Below are 24,210 nucleotides of genomic sequence, written 5' to 3'. Positions count from 1 at the left end.
AGTAGGACATCGTCAGGCACTCCTCTCCGACGCAAAAAAGCCACCCCACAGGGTGGCTTTTTTGCTTTCCGGGCGCGGCAGGGCGTGGCGTCGTAGGCGGCGTCGGCGCGGGCAACGGGCCGATTGGGCCCCGAAGGGCCTCGGCCTGGCCCCTGTCGTCAGGTAGCGGCCGACACCCCGGGCTTCACCGCCGCGTAGGGGGGCGTGGTGCCTCGCGCCGCAGCGCGCCTGACCGACTCGCAGAGCCAGTCGTGCCCGGGGCGGGTCGCCCTGCGGCGATGCCAGAGCATGTCGACGTTCACTCGGGGCAACTGGAAGGGCACCGGACGGGTCTCGAACGCGTAGCCCATGCCGGTCGATGCCAGGAAGTGGGCGGGAAGCACCGTCAGGAGGTCCGAGTTCGCGACCACCATGCCGGCGGTGAAGAACTGGTTGACGGTGAGCACGACGCGGCGCCTCCGGTTCAACGCGGCGAGCGCTTCGTCGACGAAGCCGACCGGGCGACCCGAGAAGCTCACCAGCAGGTGGTGTGCGTCGCAGTAGGCGTCGAGCGTGAGCTCGACCGAGGCGAGCGGATGGTCGCGACGCATCACGCAGATGTAGTCGCTGCTGTAGAGCTGCTCGGTGCCGAACTGGGCGAGCGCCTCTTCCTGCGACTCCACGGAGCCGATGGAGGCGATCGCCGCCGGGAAATAGCCGATCGCCAGGTCGATGTCCTGGGTCTCCAGCAACTTGCGCGGGTCGCGAGTGGTGAGCGGCAGGACCCGAAGCGAAACGCCCGGTGCCTCGCTCTCGATGATCGAGACCATCGCCGGCACGAGGAGCGCGGCGGTCGCGTCTGCCATCGCGATCGTGAAGCTCGCGCGCGATTCCGCAGCGACGAACTCCCCCGGGGCGAAGGTGTTGCGCAACTGCGTGAGCGCCTCGCGCACTGCCGGCCACCACTGGCGCGCCGCGGGAGTCGGCTCTACGCCATGGCCGGAACGCACGACGAGTTCGTCGCCGAGCGCGTCACGCAGGCGGCGAAGCGCGTTGCTGACCGCAGGCTGGGTCATGGCGAGATTGTGGGCCGCCCGGGTCAGGTTCCGCTCGGCCATGATCTCGTCGAAGACCCGAAGCAGGTTCAGGTCGAGAGTCCGGAAGTTCATCGGTGGCCCCAAAACATTCACCGAGGGAATGAATTATATGCCAAACATCAATTGGAAATATGGCCGGGGATGCCGATAATAGCGTCATACCGCAGCGCAACATTTCGGTCTCCGGCGCGGAAAGCCCGGATAGATCGAAGCGCAGCGAAGGAATTCGAACGGCGGCCGAGCCGACGTTCACCCGGTGTCTCCTCCTCCACCTCCTCGGTGGATTAAGCCCGAACCCCGAAAGCGGTTCGGGCTTTCTTTTTGTGCGGCCGGAAAGTGCCGACGGCGCTCCGATGCACTCCCGTCGTCGGCGCGGTGGCCTGCGGGCGCCGGGGCCGCATCGGCGCGCGGGCGGCGCAGCAAATGGGGCAGGAGCGGGGGCAGGAGCGGGGGCAGGAGCGGGGGCAGTGGCGGAGGGCTCGGCTCCGCTATAGTCTCGTTTTGCGTCGGATCGACGAAAATGAAGGAGACTTCCGCGATGAACGCCCCCGAGCCGCTCTGGCGGCCGACAGCCGAACGGATCGAGAACGCCGGGATCACCCGCTATCTGAGGTGGCTCGAGGCCGAGCGCGGCCTGGAGTTCGCCGACTACGAGTCCCTGTGGCGCTGGTCGGTCACGGACCTCGAGGCGTTCTGGGACTCGATCCGCGAGTTCACTGGGATGATCCTGCACACGCCGGCCAGCAGGGTGCTGGTCGAGCGCAAGATGCCTGGCGCCGAGTGGTTCCCGGGGGCGACGCTGAACTACGCGGAGCATGCGCTGCGCTCGGCGACCCGGCCGGATGCCGGGGAGCGGGTCGCGATCGTGTTCGAGTCCGAGCTGCGGCCGCGCACCGAGATCACCTGGAGCCGTCTCGCGGGCGAGGTCGGTGCGATGATCGAGGCGCTGCGCGAGCTCGGCGTGCAGCCCGGCGACCGCTGCGTGGCCTACCTGCCGAACATTCCCCAGGCCGCGGTGGCTGCGCTCGCAACGATGAGCCTGGGCGGCATCTGGTCCAGCACCTCGCCGGAGATGGGGCCGGTCAGCGTGCTCGACCGCTTCCGCCAGATCGCGCCGAAGGTCCTGTTCGCGGTCGACGGCTACCGGTACGGGGGCAAGGACTTCGACCGGCGCGAAATCGTCCGCCAGCTGGTCGCGCAATTGCCGTCGGTCGAGGCGGTCGTCTTCGTTCCCTACCTCGATCCGGGAGCGGAGCTCGACCTCACCGGCATCGAAGACCAGGGCGGCGCGTCGCGCGCCGTCGCGCAGCGCCGCTACGACGAAATCGTGGCCACGCTGCGTCCGCCCGCCTTCACGCCGGTGCCGTTCTCGCACCCGCTGTGGATCGTCTACTCGTCGGGCACCACCGGCATGCCCAAGCCGATCGTGCACGGACACGGCGGCACCGTGATCGAGTCGCTGAAGGGCGCGACGCTGCACACCGACATCGACGCCGACGACCGCTTCTTCTGGTTCTCGTCGACGAACTGGATCATGTGGAATTTCTGGCTGTCCACATTGATGACCGGCGCGACGATGCTGCAGTTCGACGGCAATCCCGGCTACCCGGACCCGACCACGCTCTGGCGGCTGGCGGCCCGCGAGAAGCTGAGCTTCATGGGCATCTCGCCGGCCTTCATCGGGCTGTGCATGAAGGCCGGCCTGAAGCCGCGCGAGCAGTTCGACCTGTCGGCGCTGCGCACGATCGGCTCAACCGGTTCGCCGCTGACCGAGGACGCCTATCGCTGGCTCTACGAGAACGTCGGCGACGACCTGCTGATCGCCTCGATCTCCGGCGGCACCGACCCGGGCACCGCGTTCCTGACGGCCTGCCCGACGCTGCCGATCTATCCGGGCGAAATGCAGTGCCGCTGCCTGGGCTCGGCGGTCTACGCCTGGAGCGACGACGGCAAGCCGCTGATTGGCGAGGTCGGCGAACTGGTGTGTACCGAGTCGATGCCGTCGATGCCGCTCTACTTCTGGGGCGACGACGACGGCACCCGCTACTTCGAGAGCTACTTCGACACCTACCCGGGGCCGCCCAACGTGTGGCGCCACGGCGACTGGCTGAAGCTGATCGAGCGCCCGGAGTCGGTCACCGGCGTGATCTACGGCCGCTCGGACTCGACGATCAACCGCTACGGCATCCGGATGGGCACCAGCGAGCTGTACCGGGTGGTCGAGGAGTTCGGCGAGATCGCCGATTCGCTGGTGATCGACCTGGAGTATCTCGGTCGCGAGTCCTTCCTGGCGCTGTTCGTGGTGCTGCGCGAGCCGGGCAGCGGCATCGCCGGACCGGGCTCGAAGGGGCCGGCGCCCGACGGCGCGACCGCGGCGAGGGGCGACACCGGCGTGGCGCCCGATCTGCGCAAGCGCCTGCTCGACGCGATCCGCACCAAGCTGTCGGCGCGCCATGTCCCGAACGAGGTCTTCGCGATCCCCGAGGTGCCGCGAACGATGTCCGGCAAGAAGCTCGAGGTGCCGGTCAAGAAGATCCTGCTCGGCCACCCGGTCGAGAAGTCGGTCAACAAGGACTCGATGGCGAATCCCGGGTCGATCGACTGGTTCGTGGCGTTCGGGATGGCGCGCGGAGGCTGAACGGCGGCGGCGCGGAGGCCGAACTGCGGCGGCGCAGAGGCCGAACTGCGTCGCGGAGGTCGCCGCCGCGGCGGCCTTCCCGGCGTGTGCCGGTCGGCGGGCTGCCCTCGGTACGCTTTCAGCGAGCCAGCCCGGGTGCCCCTTCAGTGTGCCGGACGGGGGCGCCACGCGGGGCGACTGCCTGCGCGCCGCACGCCACGCGCATAGCGCTCCGGCCCCAGGCCTTCCGGGCTGATCTCCGGCCGCTTGCCGGCGATCTGGTCGGCCAGCAGGCTGCCCGAGCCGCAGGCCATCGTCCAGCCCAGCGTGCCGTGGCCGGTGTTCAGCCACAGGTTGCGTTGCGGGGCCCGGCCGACGATCGGGGTGCCGTCCGGTGTCATCGGCCGCAGGCCGGTCCAGAAGCTGGCGGCCGGCAGGTCGCCGGCACCTGCGAACAGGTCGCCGACGACCATCTCGAGGGTCGCGCGGCGCTTCGGGTTCAGCGACAGGTCGTAGCCGGCCACCTCGGCCATGCCGCCGACGCGGATCCGGTCCTCGAAGCGGGTGATCGCGATCTTGTAGGTCTCGTCCATCACGGTGGACACCGGCGCGCGTGTGGCGTCGACGATCGGCACGGTCAGCGAGTAGCCCTTCAGCGGGTAGACCGGGAGCGACAGCCCGACGTCGAGCGCCAGCCGGCGCGACCAGCTGCCCAGCGCCAGCACGTACTGGTCGGCCCTGCGCAGCGCGCCGTCGACCACGACGCCCTCGATGCGGTCGCCGCCGCCGACCAGCGACTCGATCGTGCGGCCGTACTCGAAGCGCACGCCGGCCTCGCGGCACATGTCGGCCAGCCGGGACGTGAACAGCTGGCAATCCCCGGTCTCGTCGCCGGGCAGCCGCAGCGCGCCGACCAGCCTGTCGCGAGCGGCCGCGAGTGCCGGTTCGGCGCCGGCGATGCCCTCGGCGTCGAGCAGCTCGAAGGGCACGCCAACCTCCCTGAGCACCTCGATGTCGCGCTGGGCGGCCTCGAGCTGGGCGGGCTTGCGGAACACCTGCAGCGTGCCGCGCTGCCGCCCTTCGTAGGCGATGCCGGTCTCGGAGCGCAGTGCGCGCAGGCAGTCGCGGCTGTACTCGGCCACGCGCAGCATTCGCTCCTTGTTGACCGCGTAGCGATCGGCGCTGCAGTTGGCAAGCATCTGCGCGAGCCACTGCAGCTGGAACAGCGATCCGTCGGGGCGAACGGCCAGCGGCGCGTGCTTCTCGAAGAGCCAGCGAAGCGCCTTCATCGGGATGCCTGGCGCCGCCCAGGGCGTCGAGTAGCCGGGCGAGATCTGGCCGGCGTTGGCGAAGCTGGTCTCGAGCGCGGCGTCCGGCTGGCGGTCGACGACCGTCACCTGCATGCCGGCCTTCGCCAGGTACCAGGCGCTGGTCACGCCGATCACGCCGCTGCCGAGAATCATCACCTGCATCGTCGACTCCATCAGTGCACGTTGCGCGGCCGGCGGGAGAGGGGATCGCCTCCAAGGGACAGAGGGCTGCCGCCTGGGGAGGGCTGCCCGCGTGGGGCGAAGGAAGCCGCGAGTGCTGGAAATTCTGCGGCATCGCCAGCAGAAAGAGTTAACGTATTTCCGGATCGCACTAGAATGTTTCAGGAATAAGCTCGAAAGACAGGAAAATTTCTTGCGAACGAGAACCCAGCTGGTCAAGGACCTGGACAGGATCGATCGCCGGATCCTGCGCCTGCTGCAGGCCGACGGCCGGATGTCGATGACCGAGCTGGCCGACAAGGTCGGTTTGTCGGTCACGCCGTGCAGCGAGCGGGTTCGCCGGCTCGAGCGCGACGGTTTCATCGCCGGTTATCACGCACGGCTGAATCCGCACTCGCTGGGCCAGCAGCTGCTGGTCTTCGTCGAGATCCGGCTGGCGGCCAAATCGGGCGCGATCTTCGACGAGTTCCGGCGCGAGGTCCGCAAGCTGCCCTGGGTGCTCGAGTGCCATCTGGTGTCGGGCGATTTCGACTACCTGATCAAGGCGCGCATTCCCGGCATGGACGCCTACCGTAAACTGCTCGGCGACATGCTGCTCGCGCTGCCCGGCGCCCGCGAATCCCGAAGCTACATCGTGATGGAAGAGATCAAGGAAAGCCTGGAGCTGCACCTGCCGGAGCCGGGGGCGAATCCGTGAGCGCGCCTCGAGCCGGGAGCGGGGCCGGGCGAGCGGCGGTGCCTGGCCTCGACCACGAGCCCTCCCGCGCCGCCCCGGCGCGGCGCCGCATCGACGTGATCGCGCCGTCGGGCGCGCTGCTTTCTCGCGCCGATTTCGAGGTCGGGATTACCCGGCTCGCCGGGCTGGGCTGCGAGCTTCGGAACCGTGTGCCCGATGCGCCCTGGCTGCGCTTTGCCGGAACCGACGAGGCGCGGCTCGCACAGATCCACGATGCCGCTCGCGATGAGGACGTCGACCTGGTCATGATCGCGCGCGGCGGCTACGGACTCTCGCGACTGCTCGACCGGATCGACTGGAACCTGGTGGCCGGGTCGGTTCGTCGCGGCACGCGCTGGGTCGGCTTCAGCGACTTCACCGCGTTCCAGCTGGCGCTGCTCGCGGAAACCGGCGCGCCGAGCTGGGCGGGCCCGTCGGTGTGCGGCGACTTCGGCGCGGCCGAGCCCGATCCGTGGATGCTCGGGCAGTTCGAGCAATTGCTGGGGGGCGAGGCGCCGGTGGTCGAGTGGCTGCCGGAGCCGGGGCCGGAGCCGGAGCCGGAGCCGGAGCCGGGGCAGCAGCAGGGGCAGCAGCAGGGGCAGCAGCAGGGGCAGGGGCAGGGGCAGGGGCAGGGGCAGGGGCAGGGGCAGGGGCAGGGGGCGGAGTCTGGGCAGGCGAAGGTCGGCGGCGTGACGGCAGGGCGCTCTGCGCTCGAAGGCACGCTGTGGGGCGGCAACCTGGCGATGATCGCGAGCCTGGCCGGTACCCGCTGGATGCCCGTCGTGGAAGGAGGCCTGCTGTTCGTCGAGGACGTGGCCGAGCACCCTTACCGCGTCGAGCGGATGCTGCTGCAACTGCTGCACGCTGGCGTGCTGGCCCGGCAGCGGGCGATCCTGTTCGGCCGCTTCACCGGCTGGAAGCCGGCGCCGCAGGACAACGGCTACGGGCTCGGCGAGGTCGCCCGGCTGATCGAGGAAAGGGCCGGCGTGCCGGTGGTGCGCGGCCTGCCCTTCGGTCACGTGCCGCGACGGGCGGTGCTGGGCGTGGGGCTGCGCTATCGGCTCGAGCGGCTCGCGACCGATCGCTGGCCCGCGCCGGAAGTCGGCTGCAGGCTGGTTCCGCTCGAGGGGCCGCCGGGCGGACGGGCGGGCGGACCGGCAGCGGGAGCATGAGCGGGAGAGCCGGCGCGGGGCGCGCAGCCTTCCGGCTGGCCCCGGGCCGGTTCCGGCTCCTCAGATCCGTCCTTCCTCCACCGCGTGGCAGGCCACCTGGCCGCCCTCGGCGGTGGCGAGCAGCTGCGGCGCCTCGCGGCGGCAGCGATCGTTCGCGTGCGGGCAGCGCGGATGGAAGGTGCAGCCCGACGGCGGATTCAGCGGGTTGGGCACCTCGCCGGCTACCGGCGTCCGGGCCCGGCCGGTCATGCCGATGTCGGGAATCGCGTCGAGCAGCATCCGGGTGTACGGATGGCGCGGCGTCTCGAACAACGTGCGCTTGGGCGCGAGTTCGACGATGCGGCCCAGGTACATCACGCCGACCCGGTCGGCCACGTGGTGGACCACCGCCAGGTTGTGCGAGATGAACAGGTAGGTCAGGCCGTCCTGCTTCTGTAGCTCGCGCATCAGGTTCAGCACCTGCGCCTGCACCGACACGTCCAGCGCCGACGTGGGCTCGTCGCAGACAAGGAACTCGGGCTGCGAGGCCAGCGCGCGGGCGATCGAGATGCGCTGGCGCTGGCCACCGGAGAACTGGTGGGGGAAGCGGGCCGCGTCGGCCGGCGACAGGCCGACGTGCCGCAGCAATTCGCCGACCCGCGCCGCGATCGCGGACTCGTCGTCGAGCAGCCGGTGCACCCGGATCGGCTCGGCGATGATCTCGGCGACCTTCCAGCGCGGGTTCAGGCTCGCGTACGGATCCTGGAAGATCATCTGGATCCGGCGGCGCAGCGCCTGGCCAGAGGGGCCCGACAGCTCGGCGAGGTCGTGCCCGTCGATCCTTACCGAACCGCGCGTGGGCCGGTAGAGCCCGACCAGCATCCGCGCCACGGTCGACTTGCCGCAGCCGGACTCGCCGACCAGCGCCAGCGTTTCGCCGCGCCGGATCGTGAACGACACGCCGTCGACCGCGTGCAGCAACAGCTTCGGCTTGCGCTCGAGCACCCGGTTCAGCCAGGGCGCCGAAACGTCGAAGACCTTGGCGATGCCGTCGACCTCGACCAGTGGGGGCTCGGACGGCGAGGGCCCGGCCCCCGGCGCGGTCGGGCCCTTCTCGACCAGTTTCTCGATCGTGTTCATTGCGCTCGCGCCGCCCTCATCGTGCATCCGCCAGCACGGCGGCATCGTGCAGCCAGCAGGCCGCCCGGGAGGCGCCGGTGTCGATCAGCTCCGGCCGGCGCTCGCGGCAGACCGGCATCGCGCTCTCGCAGCGCGGGTTGAACGCGCAGCCGAGGGGGATCGCGTTGAGCCGTGGCATCGCGCCGTCGATCTGGGCCAGGCGCGCCTTTTCCTCGCCGATGGACGGGATCGATCCCATCAGGCCCACCGTGTAGGGATGCTTCGGTCGGTGGATCACGTCGGCCACCGGGCCGATCTCGGCGATCCGGCCCGCGTACATGACCGCGACCCGGTCGGCGGTCTCGGCGATCACGCCCATGTCGTGCGTGACCAGCATCACCGCGGTGCCGTGCTCCCGGCAGAGCTTCTTCAGCAGCGTGATGATCTGCGCCTGGATCGACACGTCGAGCGCGGTCGTCGGTTCGTCGGCCACGACCAGCTTCGGGTCGGCGGCGAGCGCCAGCGCGATGACGACCCGCTGGCGCATGCCGCCGGAAAACTGGTGCGGATAGTGGTCGATCCGCGCCTCGGCCGCCGGGATGCCGGTGGCCTTGAGCAGGTCGATCGCCCGCGTGCGCGCCTGCGCGGCGGTGAGCGGCAGGTGGGTCTGGATCGTCTCGACCAGCTGGCGGCCCACCGTGTACAGCGGGTTCAGCGAGGTGAGCGGATCCTGGAAGATCGCGCCGATCTCGCGGCCGCGCACCTTGCGCATCTCGGCCGGCGGCAGGTTGTCGATGCGGCGACCCGACAGCAGGATCTCGCCGCCGGCGACGCGCCCGGGCGGCTCGAGCAGGCCGATGATCGCGGCGCCGGTCAGCGACTTGCCGGCGCCCGACTCGCCGACCACGCCGAGCACCTCGCCGGGCGCGATCGAGAACGAGATGTCGTCGAGCGCGAGCAGCGTGCCGCGGCGCGTCGGGAACTCGACGCGCAGGTTGCGAACTTCGAGAAGGGCTTCGCTCATTGCAGCTTGGGGTTCAGCGCGTCGCGCAGCCAGTCGCCGAGCAGGTTCACCGACATGCACAGCAGCACCAGCGCGAGGCCGGGGAACATCACCAGCCACCACTCGCCGGAATACAGGAAGTTGTTGCCGTTGTTGATCATCGTGCCGAGCGACGGCGAGGTCGGCGGCACGCCCACGCCCAGGAAGGACAGCGTGGCCTCGGTGATGATCGCCTGGGCCACGTTGATCGTGGCGATGACCAGCACCGGCCCGAGCACGTTGGGCAGCACGTGGCGGATCATGATCCGCCAGGGCTTCACGCCGATCACCCGGGCGGCCTGCACGTACTCCTTGCCCTGCTCGACCAGCGTGGAGCCGCGCACCGTGCGCGCGTACTGCACCCAGTTCGCCAGGCCGATCGAGCCGACCAGCACGCCGATCGCGAGCCAGTCGGTGTGAACGTCGCGCGGCAGCAGCGCGCGCGCCGAGCCGTCGATCAGCAGCGCGATCAGGATCGCCGGGAAGGACAGCTGCACGTCCGCCACGCGCATGATGAAGGCGTCGAGCCGGCCGCCCACGTAGCCGGACAGCAGGCCGAGGCTCACGCCCAGCACCATGGCCACGGCCACCGAGGCCAGGCCCACCAGCAGCGAGATCCGCGAACCGTAGAGGATCGTGGACAGCACGTCGCGGCCCTGGTCGTCGGTGCCCAGGAAGAAGCCCATCTGCCCCTCCTCCATCCAGGCCGGAGGGAGCAGCGAGTCCATCAGCGACAGCGTCGCCAGGTCGAAGGGCTGGTGCGGCGCCACCCAGGGCGCGAACAGCGCCCCGACGATCATGACCGCCGCGACCAGCGCCGCCCCGACCGCGACCGGGCTGGTACGGAAGCTGTACCAGAGGTCGCTGTCGAGGAAGCGCCGCAGCGCCGAAGGCGCCGCTGCCGTCACTTGATGACCACCCACTTGAACTGGTTGAAGTTGTCGGGCAGCTGGACCAGCGACACGTTCTTGCGCGTGCCCCAGGCGAGCGCCTGCTGGTGCAGCGGCAGGTGGCCGACGTCGTCCTGGTGGATCTTGAAGGCCTCGGAGATCATCGCGTTGCGCTTGGCCTCGTCGGTCTCGGACGCGATCTTCGCGGTCAGCTCATCGAGCTTCGGGTTGCTGTAGCTGCCCAGGTTGAACTGGCCCTGGCCGCCGGCGCCCGGCGTGGCCATCAGCGCGTTCAGCGGGTTGTGCGAGTCGTAGGTGCCGGGCGTCCAGCCGAGCAGGTAGAACGAGGTGTTGCGCGACAGGATCTTCGGGAAGTAGGTCGCCTTGCTCTCGGCCTCGAGGGTCACCTTGACCCCGACGCGCGCGAGCATGCCGGCCACCGCCTGGCAGATCTCGCCGTCGTTCACGTAGCGGTCGTTCGGGCAGTTCATCTTGACCTCGAAGCCGTTCGGGTAGCCGGCGTCGGCCAGCAGCTTCTTGGCGGCGTTCGGGTCGTAGGGCAGGCGCTTGTTCAGCGCCGGGTCGAAGCCCTTGATGCCCGGGGCGACCATCAGCGCGGTGGGCGTGGCCGCGCCGCGCATGATCCGGCTCTTGATCGCCTCGATGTCGATCGACTGGTAGAAGGCCTGCCGCACCCGCTTGTCCTTGAACGGGTTCTTGCCCTTGACGTTCGAGAAGAGCAGCTCGTCGCGCGCCTGGTCCATGCCCAGGAAGATCGTGCGCAGCTCGGGCCCCTGCATGATGTTCAGGTTGGGGTTCTGCTTGAGCCGGGCGACGTCCTGCACCGGCACCGGCTGCATCATGTCGATCTCGCCCGAGATCAGCGCGGCCACGCGGGTGGCGTCGCTGCCGATCGGCGTGAAGACGACCTCGTCGACGTTGGTCTCGACCTTGTCCCAGTAGTTCAGGTTGCGGACCAGCACGGTGCGCACGCCGGGGTCGCGCGAGCGCAGCCGGAACGGGCCGGTGCCGTTGGCGCGGAACGAGGCCGCGTTCTCGACGCCCTTGCGCTTGTCGACCGGCCGGGTCGCGTTGTTCTCCTCCGCCCACTTCTTGCTCATGATGTACACGAGCGAGATCACGTCGGGCAGGATCGGGAACGGCGACTTGGTGATGATCTCGATCGTGTGGCTGTCGATCTTCTTCACCTCGGCGATCGTGTTCGTGTACGAGCGCATGTCGGAGCCCTCGCCGGCCGCTCGCGCGAAGGTGAAGACCACGTCGTCGGCGGTGAAAGGCGTGCCGTCGTGGAAGGTCACGCCCTTGCGCAGGTCGAAGCGCCAGGTGGTCGGGTTGACCTGCTCCCACTTGGTGGCCAGCGCCGGCACCAGGCCGAGCTTCTTGTCGCGCCCGACCAGCGGCTCGTAGACGTTGCCGGTGAACGAGAGCTGCAGCGACTCGTTCAGCGAATGCGGGTCCATCGACAGCGCATCGCCCTGGTCGGCGATCCGGAAGGTCTTGGCGCCCGCCACGCCGGTCAGCGCGACGGTCAGCGCGAAGGCCAGCGCGCTCTTGCGCAGCATCGATTGCTTCTTCTGCATCATCGTTTCCTCTCTCCAGGGGGATGGCGTGCTCTTCGGGCCCGCCGGTCAGCGACTCCCGCCGAGCGGCATCGAGCGTTCGGCCAGCCGCGCGAACAACGCGGCGCCCAGCGGCAGGATCTCGTCGTTGAAGTCGTAAACGGTATTGTGCAGCAGCCGGCCGGCTTCGGCGCCGCCCTGGCCGATGCGGAAATAGGCGCCCGGCCGGGCCCGGAGCATGAACGAGAAGTCCTCGGCGCCCATGCTCGGCTCGAGATCGGTGACCGTGTTGTCGGCGCCGACCAGCTCCTCGGCCACGCGCTGGCCGAACAGTGCCTCGGCGCGGCTGTTGATCGTGGCCGGGTAGATCCGCTCGTAGTCCACGCGCGCCTGCGCGCCGAAGCCAGCGGCCACCGATGAGGCGAGCGCCGACAGCCGCTGCTCGATCATGTCCTGGGTCTCGGGCTTGAAGGTGCGAACGGTGCCGACGATCTTCGCCTCGCGCGGCATCACGCTCATCGCGCCGAGGTGACCGGCCTCGATCGCGCACAGGCTGACCACCGCCGAGTCGAGCGGGCGCACGTTGCGAGACACGATCGACTGCGTGGCGGTGATGATGTGCGCGGCGACCAGCACCGGGTCGATCGTCTGGTACGGATGCGCGCCGTGGCCGCCGCGGCCCTCGACGGTGATCGTGACCCGATCGGCTGCGGCCATCATCGGGCCGGGCCGCACCGCGATGCTGCCCGGCGGCAGGCCCGGCCAGTTGTGCATCGCGTAGACCGCGTCGCACGGAAAGCGCTCGAACAGGCCGTCCTCGATCATCACCCGCGCGCCGCCGAATCCTTCCTCGCCGGGCTGGAAGATCAGGTGCACGGTGCCGTCGAAGTCCCTGGTCTTCGCCAGGTAGCGCGCGGCGCCGAGCAGCATCGCGGTGTGGCCGTCGTGGCCGCAGCCGTGCATGCAGCCGGCCTTGCGCGAGCGGTGCGCGAAGTCGTTCTCCTCCTGCATCGGCAGCGCGTCCATGTCGGCCCGCAGGCCCACGGTTCGCGCGCTGTGCGTGTCGCGGCCGCGGATCACGCCGACCACGCCGGTGCGGCCGATGCCGCGGTGGATCTCGTCGACGCCCCAGCGCGCGAGCTGGCGCGCGACCAGCTCGGAGGTGAAGTGCTCCTCGAAGCCCAGCTCAGGGTTCGCGTGCAGCTCGCGGCGGATCGCGGTGAGCTCGCGGTGCCACGCGCGGATCGCGGCCACGGCTGGATGCCCGCCCAGCCAGGCTTCCCGGGCTTCGGGTTCGCCGGCAGGCGTGGCAAGGGTCTCGCGAACGTTCATCTGTGTTGGCTTGGGGTCGATCTCGACGGGGGCGTGCCGAGGCTGCGGGGTGCCGTCCGGGTGTCGCTTCAGTGCGCTGCGGCGGCGCGGTCCATCCGCAGCCGCGGGTCGACCGCGAAGTACAGCAGGTCGACGACCAGGTTGATGACCACGAAAACCAGCGCGATCAGGCACAGGTAGGCCGCCATCACCGGGATGTCGGCCGACTGCACCGCCTGGATGAACAGCAGCCCCATGCCCGGCCACTGGAACACGGTCTCGGTGACGATCGCGAACGCGATGATCGAGCCGAGCTGCAGGCCGGTGATCGTGATGACCGGGACCAGTGTGTTCTTCAGCGCGTGGCCGAAGTGGACCGCCTTGTCCGACAGCCCACGGGCGCGCGCGAACTTGATGTAGTCGGTGCGCAGCACCTCGAGCATCTCGGCGCGCACCAGCCGCATGATCAGCGTGAGCTGGAACAGGCACAGCGTGATCGCCGGCAGGATCAGGTGCTGCAGCCCCTTGGCGGTGAACAGCCCTGACGACCACCAGCCGATCATCACCGTGTCGCCGCGGCCGTACGAGGGCAGCCAGCCGAGCACGACCGCGAACAGCAGGATCAGGAAGATGCCGATCAGGAAGGTGGGCAGCGAAACGCCGATCAGCGACACCGCGAGGAAAAGGTTGGACAGGAAGCCCTTTCGCCGCAGCGCGGTGTACACGCCCAGCGGAATGCCGATCGCCAGCGCCAGCAGGCCGGCGGCCAGCGACAGCTCGAGCGTGGCCGGGAAGCGCTCGACGATCAGCGCGGACACCTTGCGCCCCTGCCGGTACGACAGGCCGAACTCGCCCTGCACCGCGTTGCCCAGGAAGTGGCCGAACTGCACGTAGAAGGGCCTGTCCAGGCCGAGCGAGCTGCGCAGCTGCTCGCGCTCCTCGGGCGTGGCGTCCTGGCCGACCATGGAGAGCACCGGGTCGCCGACGTACTGGAACAGCGAGAACGCGATGAACGCGACGACCAGCATGACCACGACGGCCTGGAACAGCCGCCGGACGACGAAAGCGAGCATCTGCTGGGGAACCCCTGGGTAGGCGCGCCGGTGGGCCTTGCGCCGCGGCTCAGCGGGCGGCCAGCCAGCGCTCGGCCAGCCTCACCCAGTAGCTGGCGCCGATCGGGATCAGGTCGTCGTTGAAGTCGTAGTTCGGGTTGTGCAGCACGCAGGGGCCCAGGCCGTGGCCGGCCTCGCGGTGCCCGCCCTCGCCGTTGCCGATGACCACGTAGCAGCCGGGCTTCTCGAGCAGGAAGTAGGAGAAGTCCTCGGAGCCGAGGGTGGGCTCGAACTCGAACACGTTGTCGGCGCCGACCACGTCCTTCATGACCTCGCGGCAGAAGTCGGTCTCGGCCGGGTGGTTGATCGTGGGCGGGTAGTTGCGCACGAACTCGAAATCGACGGTGCAGTCGAAGGCGGCCGCGGTGTGCTCGGCGATCGCCTTCATCCGCTGCTCGACCAGGTCGATCGCCTCGACCGTGAAGGTGCGCAGCGTGCCCTGGATCTCGGCGAAGTCGGGCACCACGTTGGTGGCCTCGCCGGCGTGGATCATCGTGACCGACAGCACCGCGGTCTCGATCGGGCGCTTGTTGCGGGTGATGATCGTCTGGAAGGCCTGCACCATCTGGCAGGCCACCGGCACCGGGTCCACGCCGGTGTGCGGCATCGCCGCGTGCGCGCCCTTGCCGTGGATGCGGATGCGGAACTCGTTGGACGAGCCCATGACCGGGCCGGCCTTCAGCGCGAACTGGCCGGCCTTCAGGCCCGGCCAGTTGTGCATGCCGAACACCGCTTCCATCGGGAACTTCTCGAAGATGCCGTCCTTGATCATCTCGCGGGCGCCGCCGCCGCCTTCCTCGGCCGGCTGGAAGATCAGGTAGACGGTGCCGTCGAAGTTGCGGTGCCTGGAGAAGTGCTTCGCGGCGGCCAGCAGCATCGCGGTGTGGCCGTCGTGGCCGCAGGCGTGCATCTTGCCCTCGTGCCGCGACGCGTGCGCGAACTTGTTGAACTCGGTCATCGGCAGCGCGTCCATGTCGGCGCGCAGGCCGATCGCCCGGTGCGACGAGCCGGCCTTGACGATGCCCACAACGCCGGTGCCGCCCAGGCCCCGCACGCAGGGGATGCCCCATTCCTCGAGCTTGCCGGCCACCAGGTCGGCGGTTCGGAACTCCTCGAACTTCAGTTCGGGATGGGCGTGGATGTCGCGACGCAGGGTGCGGATCTCGGCGTGCTGGGCGATGATTTCTTCGACGAGCTGCATGGCTTTGCGGAACCCCGGAAAATGGCCGAAACTCAGACAAATGCTTGGTCTGCTAGCTTAGCATCGAGAATTGTGCGAACGCGCGCCCGGAGGGCGCCTTCTGCGGGTATCCGATGGACATTTCACAGGCTTCCCTGACCTCGACGTCCGGCGCTCCGGGGCCGGCCCCCGGACCGGCCGCGGCCGACGCGGCCGAGACCGTCGTTCGCGGCGCCTGCCCGCACGACTGCCCCGACACCTGCGCGCTGCTGGTCACGGTGCGCGACGGCAAGGCGGTGAAGGTGGCAGGCGATCCCGATCACCCGGGCACCCACGGCGCGCTGTGCACCAAGGTGTCCCGCTACACCGAGCGCACCTATTCGCCCGACCGGATCCTCACGCCGATGCGCCGGGTCGGCCGCAAGGGCGAGGGGCGCTTCGAGCCGGCCACCTGGGACGAAGCGCTCTCCGACATCACGAGCAGGCTGAAGGCGATCGCCGCCCGCGACCCGCAGCGCATCCTGCCCTACAGCTACGCCGGCACCATGGGCTGGGTCCAGGGCGAGGGCATGGGCAGCCGCTTCTTCCACCGGCTGGGCGCCTCGCAGCTCGACCGCACGATCTGCTCGTCGCCGGGGATCGCCGGGCTCACCTACACGCTGGGCGGGGCGGTCGGCATGGACGTCGAGCGCTTTGCCGACTCGGGGCTGATCCTGATCTGGGGTTCGAACTCGATCACCTCGAACCTGCACTTCTGGACCTTCGCGCAGCAGGCCAAGCGGCGAGGCGCCAAGCTGGTCGCGATCGACCCATACCGAAGCGACACCGCGCTGAAGTGCCACCAGCACGTGGCGCTGATGCCAGGCACCGACGCGGCGCTGGCGCTCGGCATGATGAACCTGCTGATCGCCGAGGACCGGCTCGATCGCGACTACATCGAGCGCTACACGCTGGGCTTCGAGGCGCTCGCCGAGCGGGCCGCGCAGTACCCGCCCGAGCGGGTCGCCCAGATCTGCGGCATCACCGTGGAAGAGGTCGTCGGCCTGGCGCGCGACTACGCCACGACGCGGCCGGCCGCGATCCGGCTGAACTACGGGATGCAGCGCACCCACGGCGGCGCCAACGGGGTGCGCGCGATCGCGTCGCTGCCGGCGCTGATCGGCGCCTGGCGCGACCCGGCGGGCGGCATGCTGCTCAGCTCCAGCCACATGGTGCCGGTCACCCCGGGCCGGCAGGTCCGGCCCGAGCTGATGCCCGGCTGGCCCGAGAAGCCGCCGCGCACGATCAACATGGTGCAGATCGGCGACGCGCTGCTGTCGGCCGACCCGCCGATCGAGGCGGTCGTCGTCTACAACTCGAACCCGGTCGCGGTCGCGCCCGAGTCCGAGAAGGTGATCGCCGGATTCGCGCGCGAGGACCTGTTCACCGTGGTGCTCGAGCACTTCCAGACCGACACCGCCGACTACGCGGACTGGCTGCTGCCGGCCACCACCCAGCTCGAGCACTTCGACGTCCACAAGACCTACGGCCACTGGTACGTGCTGGCCAACAACCCGGCGATCGCGCCGCTCGGCCAGGCCCGCCCCAACAGCGACGTGTTCCGCGAGCTGGCGGCCCGGATGGGCTTCGACGAGCCCGCGCTGCGCGCCAGCGACGAGGAGATCGTCCGCGACTCGATGGACTGGAACTCGCCGCAGGTCGGCGCCTCGCTCGAGCAGCTCAGGCGCGAGGGCTGGACCAAGATGCGCCACGCGCCGGCGCCCTTCGCGCAGGGGGGCTTCCCCAGCCCCTCGGGCCGCTGCGAGTTCTACAGCCAGCGGCTGGCCGACCAGGGGCTCGATCCCTTGCCCGACTGGGTGCCGCCCTACGAGTCGGCGGCCTCCAACCCGGCGCTGGCCGCGCGCTACCCGCTGGCGATGATCTCGCCGCCGGCGCGCACCTTCCTGAACTCCAGCTTCGTGAACGTGCCCAGCCTGCGGGCTTCCGAGCGCGAGCCGGCCATCGAGATCCATCCCGAAGACGCCGCCGCGCGCGGCATCGCCGACGGCGACTTGGTCGAGGCGTTCAACGACCGCGGCCGCTTCCTGGCGAAGGCCAGCGTCAGCGACCGGGCCCGCACCGGCGTGGTCGTCGCCTGGGGCATCTGGTGGCACAAGCTCACCCAGGGCGGGCGCAACGTCAACGCGGTGACCAGCCAGGCGATCACCGACCTGGGGCGCGGCCCGACCTTCTACGACTGCCTGGTCGAGTTGCGGCGCGCGCCGGCGGGCTGACGGCCATGACGCGCGGGCGCTGGCTGCCCCTGCTGCTGGCGACGCTGCTGTCCGGCTGCGCCGCCTGGGACGACGGCCCGCGCTACTGGTGGCAGTCGGCGGCCGGCCATCTCGACCTGATCCGTCGCGCCGAGCCGGCGGCCGCGCTGATCGCCGACCCGGCCACCGACCAGCGACTGCGCGAGCGGCTGAGGCTCGCGCTCGAGATCCGCGCCTTCGCATCGCGCGAGCTCGCGCTGCCCGACAACGACAGCTACACCCGCTACGTGGCGCTCGACCGGCCCTTCGTGGTCTGGAACGTGTTCGCCGCGCCGCCGCTGTCGCTGAAGCTGCGTCAGTGGTGCTTCCCGGTGGCCGGCTGCGTCGCCTACCGCGGCTACTTCGACCAGGACGATGCCGAGGCCTTCGCCGAGCGCCTTCGGGCGGACGGCTACGAGGCCTTCGTGACCGGCGTGCCGGCCTACTCCACGCTGGGCTGGTTCTCCGATCCGCTGCTGAGCACCTTCGTGAACCGTCACGAGGTCGAGCTCGCCCGGCTGGTCTTCCACGAGCTTGCCCACCAGCGTGTGTACCTGAAGGGCGACTCGACCTTCAACGAGTCCTACGCCACCGCGGTCGAGCGGGCCGGCGTCGAGCGCTGGCTCGAGACACGGATCGCGGCGGGCGGCGATCCGGCGCTGCGCGAGGCCTGGCGGCAGCACTCGGCGCGCCGGGCCGATTTCCTGGCGCTGCTGCGCCGGCACCGCGAATCGCTGGAGCGCCTGTTCGCGTCGGCCCTGCCCGAGGCCGACAAGCGCGCCGGCCGCGACGCGGTCTTCGACGCCCTGCGGGCCGACTACGCGGCCCTGCGCGAGCGCTGGGGCGGCTTCGCGGGCTACGACCGCTGGTTCGCCCGTCCGCTGACCACCGCGCACCTGGCCTCGGTGGCGGCCTACAACGACCTGGTGCCCGCCTTCAGCGCGCTGCTCGCGCGCGAGGGCGGGAACCTCTCGCGCTTCCACGACGCGGCCTCGGCGCTGGCGAAGCTGTCGGCGCCCGAAAGGGCGCAGGCGCTGGCGGGGCTCGCCGGGGAACCGGGCGTCGCTCCGGGTAAGATTGCCGCGACCGCCGCGACGACGGCGGAACGATGACACGGAGACGACGACCAAAATGGACACGAAGATCGAGCGCTTCTGGCTCAAGAGCTACCCGAGCGCGGTGCCGGCCGACATCGACTGGAAACAGTACTCGTCGCTGGTCCACCTGATCGAGGAGGCCTTCGAGAAGTACCGCGACCGCAAGGCCTACGTGGGCTTCGGACGGGAGATCACCTTCGGCGAGGTCGACGAGAAGTCGAAGGCGCTGGCCGCCTTCCTGCAGGGCAAGGGCCTGCAGAAGGGCGACCGGGTGGCGATCATGATGCCCAACGTGCTCCAGTACCCGGTCGCGATCGCCGGCGTGCTGCGCGCCGGCCTGGTGGTCGTGAACGTGAATCCGCTGTACACGCCGCGCGAGCTCGAGCACCAGCTGAAGGACTCCGGCGCGAAGGCGATCGTCATCCTCGAGAACTTCGCCCACACGCTGCAGCAGGTCGTCGGCCACACGCAGGTCAAGGAGGTCGTGCTGGCCTCGATGGGCGACATGCTCGGCTTCGCGAAGGGCAACTTCATCAACTTCGCGGTGCGGCACCTGAAGAAGATCGTGCCGCCCTTCGAGCTGCACAACGTCACCCGTTTCAACGACGCGCTGGCCGAGGGCGAGCGCCAGGCCTTCCGCAAGGCCGAGATCGGTCACGACGATCCGGCCTTCCTGCAGTACACCGGCGGCACCACCGGGGTTTCCAAGGGCGCCACGCTGGTCCACCGCAACGTGATCGCCAACGTGCTGCAGTCCGAGGCCTGGATGCAGCCGGCGCTGCACGACCCGAAGCGGCCGGCGCCGCCCGAGCAGCTGGTCACCGTCTGCGCGCTGCCGCTGTATCACATCTTCGCGCTGACCGTCTGCTGCCTGCTCGGCATGCGCACCGGCGGCCTGAACGTCCTGATCCCGAATCCGCGCGACATCCCGGCGCTGATCAAGGAGATCCGGCCCTACAGGATCAACACCTTCCCGGCGGTCAACACGCTGTACAACGCGCTGGCGCACAACGAGGAGTTCGGGAAGCTCGACTTCTCGGGCCTGCGCGTGTCCAACGGCGGCGGCATGGCGGTGCAGAAGGCGGTGGCCGACCGCTGGCTCGAGATCACCGGCTGCCCGATCTGCGAGGGCTACGGCCTGTCGGAAACCTCGCCGTCGGCGGTCTGCAACCCGACCGACACCGACGAGTACTCGGGGACGATCGGACTGCCGCTGCCGTCGACCGAGATCGCGATCCTCGACGACGACGGCAACCTGGTGCCGCTCGGCGAGCGCGGCGAGATCGCGATCCGCGGCCCGCAGGTGATGGCCGGCTACTGGAACCGCCCCGAGGAAACCGCCAAGGTCATGACCGCAGACGGCTTCTTCAAGTCGGGCGACGTCGGGGTCATGGACGAGCGCGGCTACGTGAAGATCGTCGACCGCAAGAAGGACATGATCCTGGTCTCGGGCTTCAACGTGTACCCGAACGAGGTCGAGGAAGTCATCGCGATGCACCCCGGCGTGCTCGAGGCCGCGGTCGTCGGCGTGCCCGACGAGAACTCGGGCGAGGCGGTCAAGGCCTTCGTGGTCCGCAAGGACCCGGGGCTCACCGAGCGCGAGCTGATGCAGTTCTGCGCCGAGAACCTGACCGGCTACAAGAAGCCCAGGCACATCGAGTTCCGCACCGAGCTGCCGAAGACCAACGTCGGCAAGATCCTCCGGCGCGAGCTGCGCGACGAGGCGCTGAAGAAGAAGGCTGCCTGAGGCGCGCGCGTCGGGCCCGGTGGCTGGTTCCGGCCGCGGGCCTCACCCGCGGGCGGCAGGCGGGCGGCGCAGCAGCCCGCTCGCCGCCTCCACGAACTCCCGCACCGCGCGCTCGTAGGCCTCGCCGCCCGAGCGGCTCACGCCAGAGTGCGAGGCGCCCTCGACCTTCAGCAGTTGCTTCAGCCCGCCGCGCACGCCGTTGGCCGTGGCGTGCAGCCGGTCGCTCATCTCGTGCGGCACCACCCTGTCGCCGGTGCCGTGGATGAACAGCAGTGGTTCGTCCACTTTGGCGACACGGTCGAGCGAATCGAAGCGCTGCGTGACCAGCCATCCGAGGCCCGGCAGCCAGCCCCACTTCGTGCCCTTCGCGAGCTCCGCGATGCTGGTGAAGCTCGACTCGACGACCACGCCGGCCAAAGCGCCGGGTCCAGGCGAGACCGGGCCGGGCGACTCCCGATCCGCTTCGTAGGCGTCGCGCGACAGCAGGCGCCCGTTCTCGGCCGCCAGCCGGATCGCCAGGGCGCCGCCCAGGCTGTGGCCGTAGACGAAGCGCTTCGACGGGTCGGGCTGGCGGCGCTGCAGTTCGTCGAAGCCGGCCAGCACGTCCTCGAAGGCGCTGTCCTCGCTGGGCAGCAGCGGCGTGCTGTCGCCGAAGCCGCGGTAGTCGATCGCCAGCATGTTGAAGCCGAGCTCGTGCCAGCGGCGCAGCCGGAACACACTGTTGTGCAGGTTCCAGCGCGAGCCGTGCAGGTACAGCACGGTCGGCGCGCCATCGGGATCGGAGGCCGACGGCAGGTACCAGGCGTGGACCCGGTGGCCGTTCTCCAGCAGCAGGTCGAAGCGCTCGGTGCCGGGCGGCGGCTCGCTGTACCAGCGGGTCTGTGCGTGGCCGACCTGGAAGATCGCTTGCCGCTGCCAGTTGTCCAGCGTGGCGCAGCCGCCGGCCGCGGCCAGCAGGGCCAGCGCGACCGCCAGGCTTCGCCAGCGGCGGATCACGGCAGGCGGCGCGCCCGGTGACGGGGCGCGATGTCCGGCGAAGAACGGGTCTGCATGGGGAAGGCGGTCGCCCGGAAGGGGCAATCCTTTCCCGGAGGGGAGGCGCCCGGCGGACTGCGGGGACCGCTTTCGGGTCGGGACGGCTGTTTGCGGCGCAGGCTGGAACGGGCCTTTGCGACGCGGGCAGGCTCGTCCGCCGACAGACATGAAAAAAAGCGCCGGGTTGCCCCGGCGCTTTGACTCTTCGTCGGCCACCGCCGTCAGGCGGTGGCTGCAGGGCAGAGCCTGCGTCGACTCAGAAGAAGTGGCGGACGCCGACCGCGAAGGCGCTCGGGTCGCGATCCACGCCGCCGGCACCGACGACCGACTGCGAGTAACGCAGACCGAAGTTGGCGCCGTTCTTGTTGTCGAGCTGGCCGTACGTGGCGTACACGTTGGTGCGCTTCGACAGCGGGTACACGTAGCCGACGCCGATCGACGTGGCCTTCGGCGTGCCGGCGGTGTTGACTTCCTGCTGGATGTAGTTGACCAGCAGCTCGCCGCCGCCCAGCTTCACGCCGGCGCCCAGACCCATGCCCTCGTGCTCGACGCCGTCGTCACGCTTGGCCATGCCGTAATTGAACGCGACGCGGAACATGCCGGCCACGTACTGGGCACCCGCGCCGTACTGGTCGTCGTTGCCAGTGCCGTTGTCGGTCGACTGGAAGTAGGCCTGGACCGTCAGCGGGCCGCCTTTGTACACGCCGGCCAGACCGTACATGTCGCCAGTGTTGTTGCCGGTCGGATCTTCGCCGGTGGCGTACATCGCACGGAAGCTCAGACCGCCGCCGAACGCGCCGCACTCGGTCGGGGCCGGGGTGGCCGCGCACTTGGTGTTGCCGAAGGTCGGGCTGGTGTAGTGCAGACCGTTGCTGGCACGGGTCGTGATACCCAGGTTGCCGGCTTGGGCGGTGAAGGTCAGCCAGTTGCCGAACAGGCCATAGCCCATCACGTCGGTGGCGCCCGCCGCGCTAAAGCCGGGGGTGTAGTCGCGGCCGAGGCGCAGTTCGCCCCAGCTGCTGGCCACGCCGACGACGGCGCGACGCTGCCAGAACACGCTGTCGGCGGCACCGGTGTCCCAGTTCACGCCGGCTTCGATGTTGAACAGGGCCTTCAGGCCGCCGCCCAGATCTTCCGTGCCGCGGATGCCGAAGCGGCTGGTCGACTGGACGCCCGAGAAGACGTTGACGTACGAGTCGCCACCGACCGCGTCGTCGTCGATCATGCCGATGCCGGCGTCGGCGATACCGTACAGGGTGACGTTGGTCTGCGCAGCGGCGGCACCGGCGAAGGCGCCGAGCACGGCCAGAGCAAGCAGGGATTTCTTCATTGATCAATCTCCTAGGTTTCTGGAAATCGGCGGCCTCCACGCCACCGCACCCCCCCGGACCAGCCAGTGGCCATCCCCGGACAGAAGTTGGCTTATTCTCGCCAAATTCGGGGGGCAGGCAAACAGTCGCGGCCATCCGGTGACCGGATTCACGGATTTCTGTCGCGGGGGCGCAACAGCGGGGCGTCTGTCCCGGAACTCGATCTTGCGACCCTGTCGGAGTCCCTGGGCCGGGGCCGGCCGGCACACCGGATCCGGTGAGAGCCGCCGGCCTGGGCCTGGGCCGGCGGCCGCGCCCGGTCCGCGGTCAGAAGCGGTGACGCACGCCGACCGCGAAGGCCTTCGGCGTGGTGTCCGCCGCGCCGCCCACGCTGCCGCTGGCCTTGGCCAGTTCGAAGGCGGCGCCGCCCTCGTTCTTCAGCTGACCGTAGGTCGCGTACAGGTTCGTGCGCTTGGACAGCGGATGCACGTAGGCGATCGCGAAGGACTTCGCTTCGGGGTCGCCGGCCGCGTCGACTTCCTGCCGGATGTAGTTGAACAGAAGTTCGCCCGAGCCGAGCTTCGCGCCCAGGCCGAGACCGATCGCCTGGTGCTCGACACTGCCGCCGGCCGGCTGGTCGGTGTCCGCCATGCCGTAGTTCAGCGCCACGCGGATGCCGCCGAAGCGGTACTGCGCGCCCAGGCCGTACTCGTCCGCGCTATCGGTGCCACCGGTGCCGTTGTCGAACTCCCGGCTCTGGTAGTAGCCCTGCACCGTGAGCGGACCGCCTTCGTAGACGGCCGACACTCCGACCATGTCGCCGTCGCCCGAGGGTGTGCTCACGTTGTCGGCCTCGCCGCTCGCGTACATCGCCCGCAGCGTGACGCCGCCGAACTTGCCGGTGTAGTGCAGGCCGTTGCTCGCGCGGCTGGTGACGCCGCCGTTGTCGCTGAAGGTGAGCCAGTTGCCGAACAGGCCGAGGTCCATCACGTCGGTCTTGCCGATCACCGAGCGGCCCGGGGTGTAGTCGCGGCCGAGGCGGATCTCCCCGAAGCCGCCGGCCAGGCCGACGACCGCGCGGCGGCCCCAGAACCGGCTGCTGGCGGCGCCGGTGTCGTAGTTGACCGCGGCCTCGATGTTGAACACGGCCTTCAGGCCGTTGCCGAGGTCTTCCGAGCCGCGGATGCCGAGCCGGCTGCTCGACTGCACGCTGTCGAACACGTTGACCGCGCTGTCGCTGCCCGGCCCGTCGGTGTCGGCCATGCCGATGCCGACGTCGGCGATGCCGTACAGGGTCAGGTTGGCCTGGGCCGCGGCGCCGCCGGCGAAGGCGCCGAGGATCGCGAGGGCGAGGAGGGATTTCTTCATCTTGAGCTCCTGGATGCGCTGTAAACGCCGGCCGCGCGGATGCGGGCCGGCGTGGACTCAAGGTATGTTTGGACAATTG

At 69.9% G+C, this 24,210-nt stretch carries 18 protein-coding genes; 6 read left to right on the top strand and 12 right to left on the bottom strand.

The features are described from left to right. Positions 1-158: 158 nt before the first annotated feature. Positions 159-1,148, bottom strand: a complete 990-nt coding sequence (locus M6I34_RS18185) for a LysR family transcriptional regulator (protein WP_272487217.1) — start codon at positions 1,146-1,148, stop codon at positions 159-161. Between the two features lie 448 nt (positions 1,149-1,596). Here M6I34_RS18185 and M6I34_RS18180 point away from each other — a divergent pair, with 448 nt between their 5' ends. Continuing rightward, entirely contained in the window at positions 1,597-3,714 is a 2,118-nt protein-coding gene (locus tag M6I34_RS18180; RefSeq protein WP_272487216.1) for an acetoacetate--CoA ligase, read from the top strand. Between the two features lie 143 nt (positions 3,715-3,857). Here M6I34_RS18180 and M6I34_RS18175 read toward each other — a convergent pair whose 3' ends face one another. Then, positions 3,858-5,165 carry a D-amino acid dehydrogenase gene (locus M6I34_RS18175; RefSeq protein WP_272487215.1) on the bottom strand — a complete coding sequence of 436 codons (1,308 nt, stop codon included), beginning with the start codon at positions 5,163-5,165 and terminating at the stop codon, positions 3,858-3,860. A 211-nt stretch (positions 5,166-5,376) separates the two neighbouring features. Between M6I34_RS18175 and M6I34_RS18170 the strand changes: the two genes are divergently transcribed. Both M6I34_RS18170 and M6I34_RS18165 read left to right on the top strand, forming a co-directional pair. Continuing rightward, positions 5,377-5,880, top strand: coding sequence for a winged helix-turn-helix transcriptional regulator (locus tag M6I34_RS18170; RefSeq protein ID WP_272487214.1), 504 nt, complete (start codon positions 5,377-5,379; stop codon positions 5,878-5,880). Between the two features lie 38 nt (positions 5,881-5,918). Further along, a complete protein-coding gene (locus M6I34_RS18165) occupies positions 5,919-7,070 on the top strand; it encodes an LD-carboxypeptidase (protein WP_272487213.1) in 1,152 nt (383 codons plus the stop codon). A gap of 60 nt (positions 7,071-7,130) precedes the next feature. Here the strand turns inward: M6I34_RS18165 and M6I34_RS18160 are convergent, their stop codons facing one another. From M6I34_RS18160 to M6I34_RS18130, 7 genes are all read right to left on the bottom strand, one after another. Next, positions 7,131-8,189, bottom strand: coding sequence for an ABC transporter ATP-binding protein (locus M6I34_RS18160; protein WP_272487212.1), 1,059 nt, complete (start codon positions 8,187-8,189; stop codon positions 7,131-7,133). A 16-nt stretch (positions 8,190-8,205) separates the two neighbouring features. Beyond that, complete coding sequence (locus tag M6I34_RS18155) at positions 8,206-9,192, bottom strand: ABC transporter ATP-binding protein (protein WP_272487211.1); 987 nt, start codon at positions 9,190-9,192, stop codon at positions 8,206-8,208. Then, positions 9,189-10,118 (bottom strand): ABC transporter permease, encoded by a 930-nt coding sequence (locus M6I34_RS18150; RefSeq protein ID WP_272487210.1) that lies wholly within the window; start codon positions 10,116-10,118, stop codon positions 9,189-9,191. The genes M6I34_RS18155 and M6I34_RS18150 overlap by 4 nt, the downstream gene beginning before the upstream one ends. Beyond that, entirely contained in the window at positions 10,115-11,701 is a 1,587-nt protein-coding gene (locus M6I34_RS18145; protein WP_272487209.1) for an ABC transporter substrate-binding protein, read from the bottom strand. The genes M6I34_RS18150 and M6I34_RS18145 overlap by 4 nt, the downstream gene beginning before the upstream one ends. Positions 11,702-11,749: 48 nt before the next feature. Further along, a complete protein-coding gene (locus M6I34_RS18140) occupies positions 11,750-13,012 on the bottom strand; it encodes a M20 aminoacylase family protein (RefSeq protein WP_272487208.1) in 1,263 nt (420 codons plus the stop codon). Positions 13,013-13,080: 68 nt separating this feature from the next. Then, positions 13,081-14,064: an ABC transporter permease gene (locus M6I34_RS18135; RefSeq protein WP_272487207.1), complete on the bottom strand. Its 984-nt coding sequence runs from the start codon at positions 14,062-14,064 to the stop codon at positions 13,081-13,083. 49 nt (positions 14,065-14,113) lie between these two features. Beyond that, complete coding sequence (locus M6I34_RS18130; protein WP_272487206.1) at positions 14,114-15,304, bottom strand: M20 aminoacylase family protein; 1,191 nt, start codon at positions 15,302-15,304, stop codon at positions 14,114-14,116. Positions 15,305-15,417: 113 nt separating this feature from the next. Between M6I34_RS18130 and M6I34_RS18125 the strand changes: the two genes are divergently transcribed. Genes M6I34_RS18125 through M6I34_RS18115 form a run of 3 tightly spaced genes read left to right on the top strand, consistent with a single transcriptional unit; the run spans position 15,418 to position 20,418 of the window. Then, positions 15,418-17,556, top strand: a complete 2,139-nt coding sequence (locus M6I34_RS18125) for a molybdopterin-containing oxidoreductase family protein (protein ID WP_272487205.1) — start codon at positions 15,418-15,420, stop codon at positions 17,554-17,556. Between the two features lie 5 nt (positions 17,557-17,561). Next, positions 17,562-18,686: an aminopeptidase gene (locus M6I34_RS18120; RefSeq protein WP_272487204.1), complete on the top strand. Its 1,125-nt coding sequence runs from the start codon at positions 17,562-17,564 to the stop codon at positions 18,684-18,686. 31 nt (positions 18,687-18,717) lie between these two features. Further along, complete coding sequence (locus tag M6I34_RS18115; protein WP_272487237.1) at positions 18,718-20,418, top strand: long-chain fatty acid--CoA ligase; 1,701 nt, start codon at positions 18,718-18,720, stop codon at positions 20,416-20,418. Positions 20,419-20,460: 42 nt separating this feature from the next. Here M6I34_RS18115 and M6I34_RS18110 read toward each other — a convergent pair whose 3' ends face one another. The 3 genes from M6I34_RS18110 to M6I34_RS18100 form a co-directional block, all read right to left on the bottom strand. Beyond that, positions 20,461-21,414, bottom strand: a complete 954-nt coding sequence (locus tag M6I34_RS18110; protein ID WP_418953567.1) for an alpha/beta hydrolase — start codon at positions 21,412-21,414, stop codon at positions 20,461-20,463. A 295-nt stretch (positions 21,415-21,709) separates the two neighbouring features. Beyond that, complete coding sequence (locus tag M6I34_RS18105; protein ID WP_272487203.1) at positions 21,710-22,783, bottom strand: porin; 1,074 nt, start codon at positions 22,781-22,783, stop codon at positions 21,710-21,712. A gap of 307 nt (positions 22,784-23,090) precedes the next feature. Further along, positions 23,091-24,131 carry a porin gene (locus tag M6I34_RS18100; RefSeq protein ID WP_272487202.1) on the bottom strand — a complete coding sequence of 347 codons (1,041 nt, stop codon included), beginning with the start codon at positions 24,129-24,131 and terminating at the stop codon, positions 23,091-23,093. Between the last annotated feature and the right edge of the window lie 79 nt (positions 24,132-24,210).

It is taken from the genome of Zeimonas sediminis, assembly GCF_023721795.1.
Lineage (GTDB): Bacteria > Pseudomonadota > Gammaproteobacteria > Burkholderiales > Burkholderiaceae_E > Zeimonas > Zeimonas sediminis.
The sequence above is the reverse complement of the archived record's forward strand: the minus strand, read 5'-3'. Positions and strand labels throughout refer to the sequence as shown.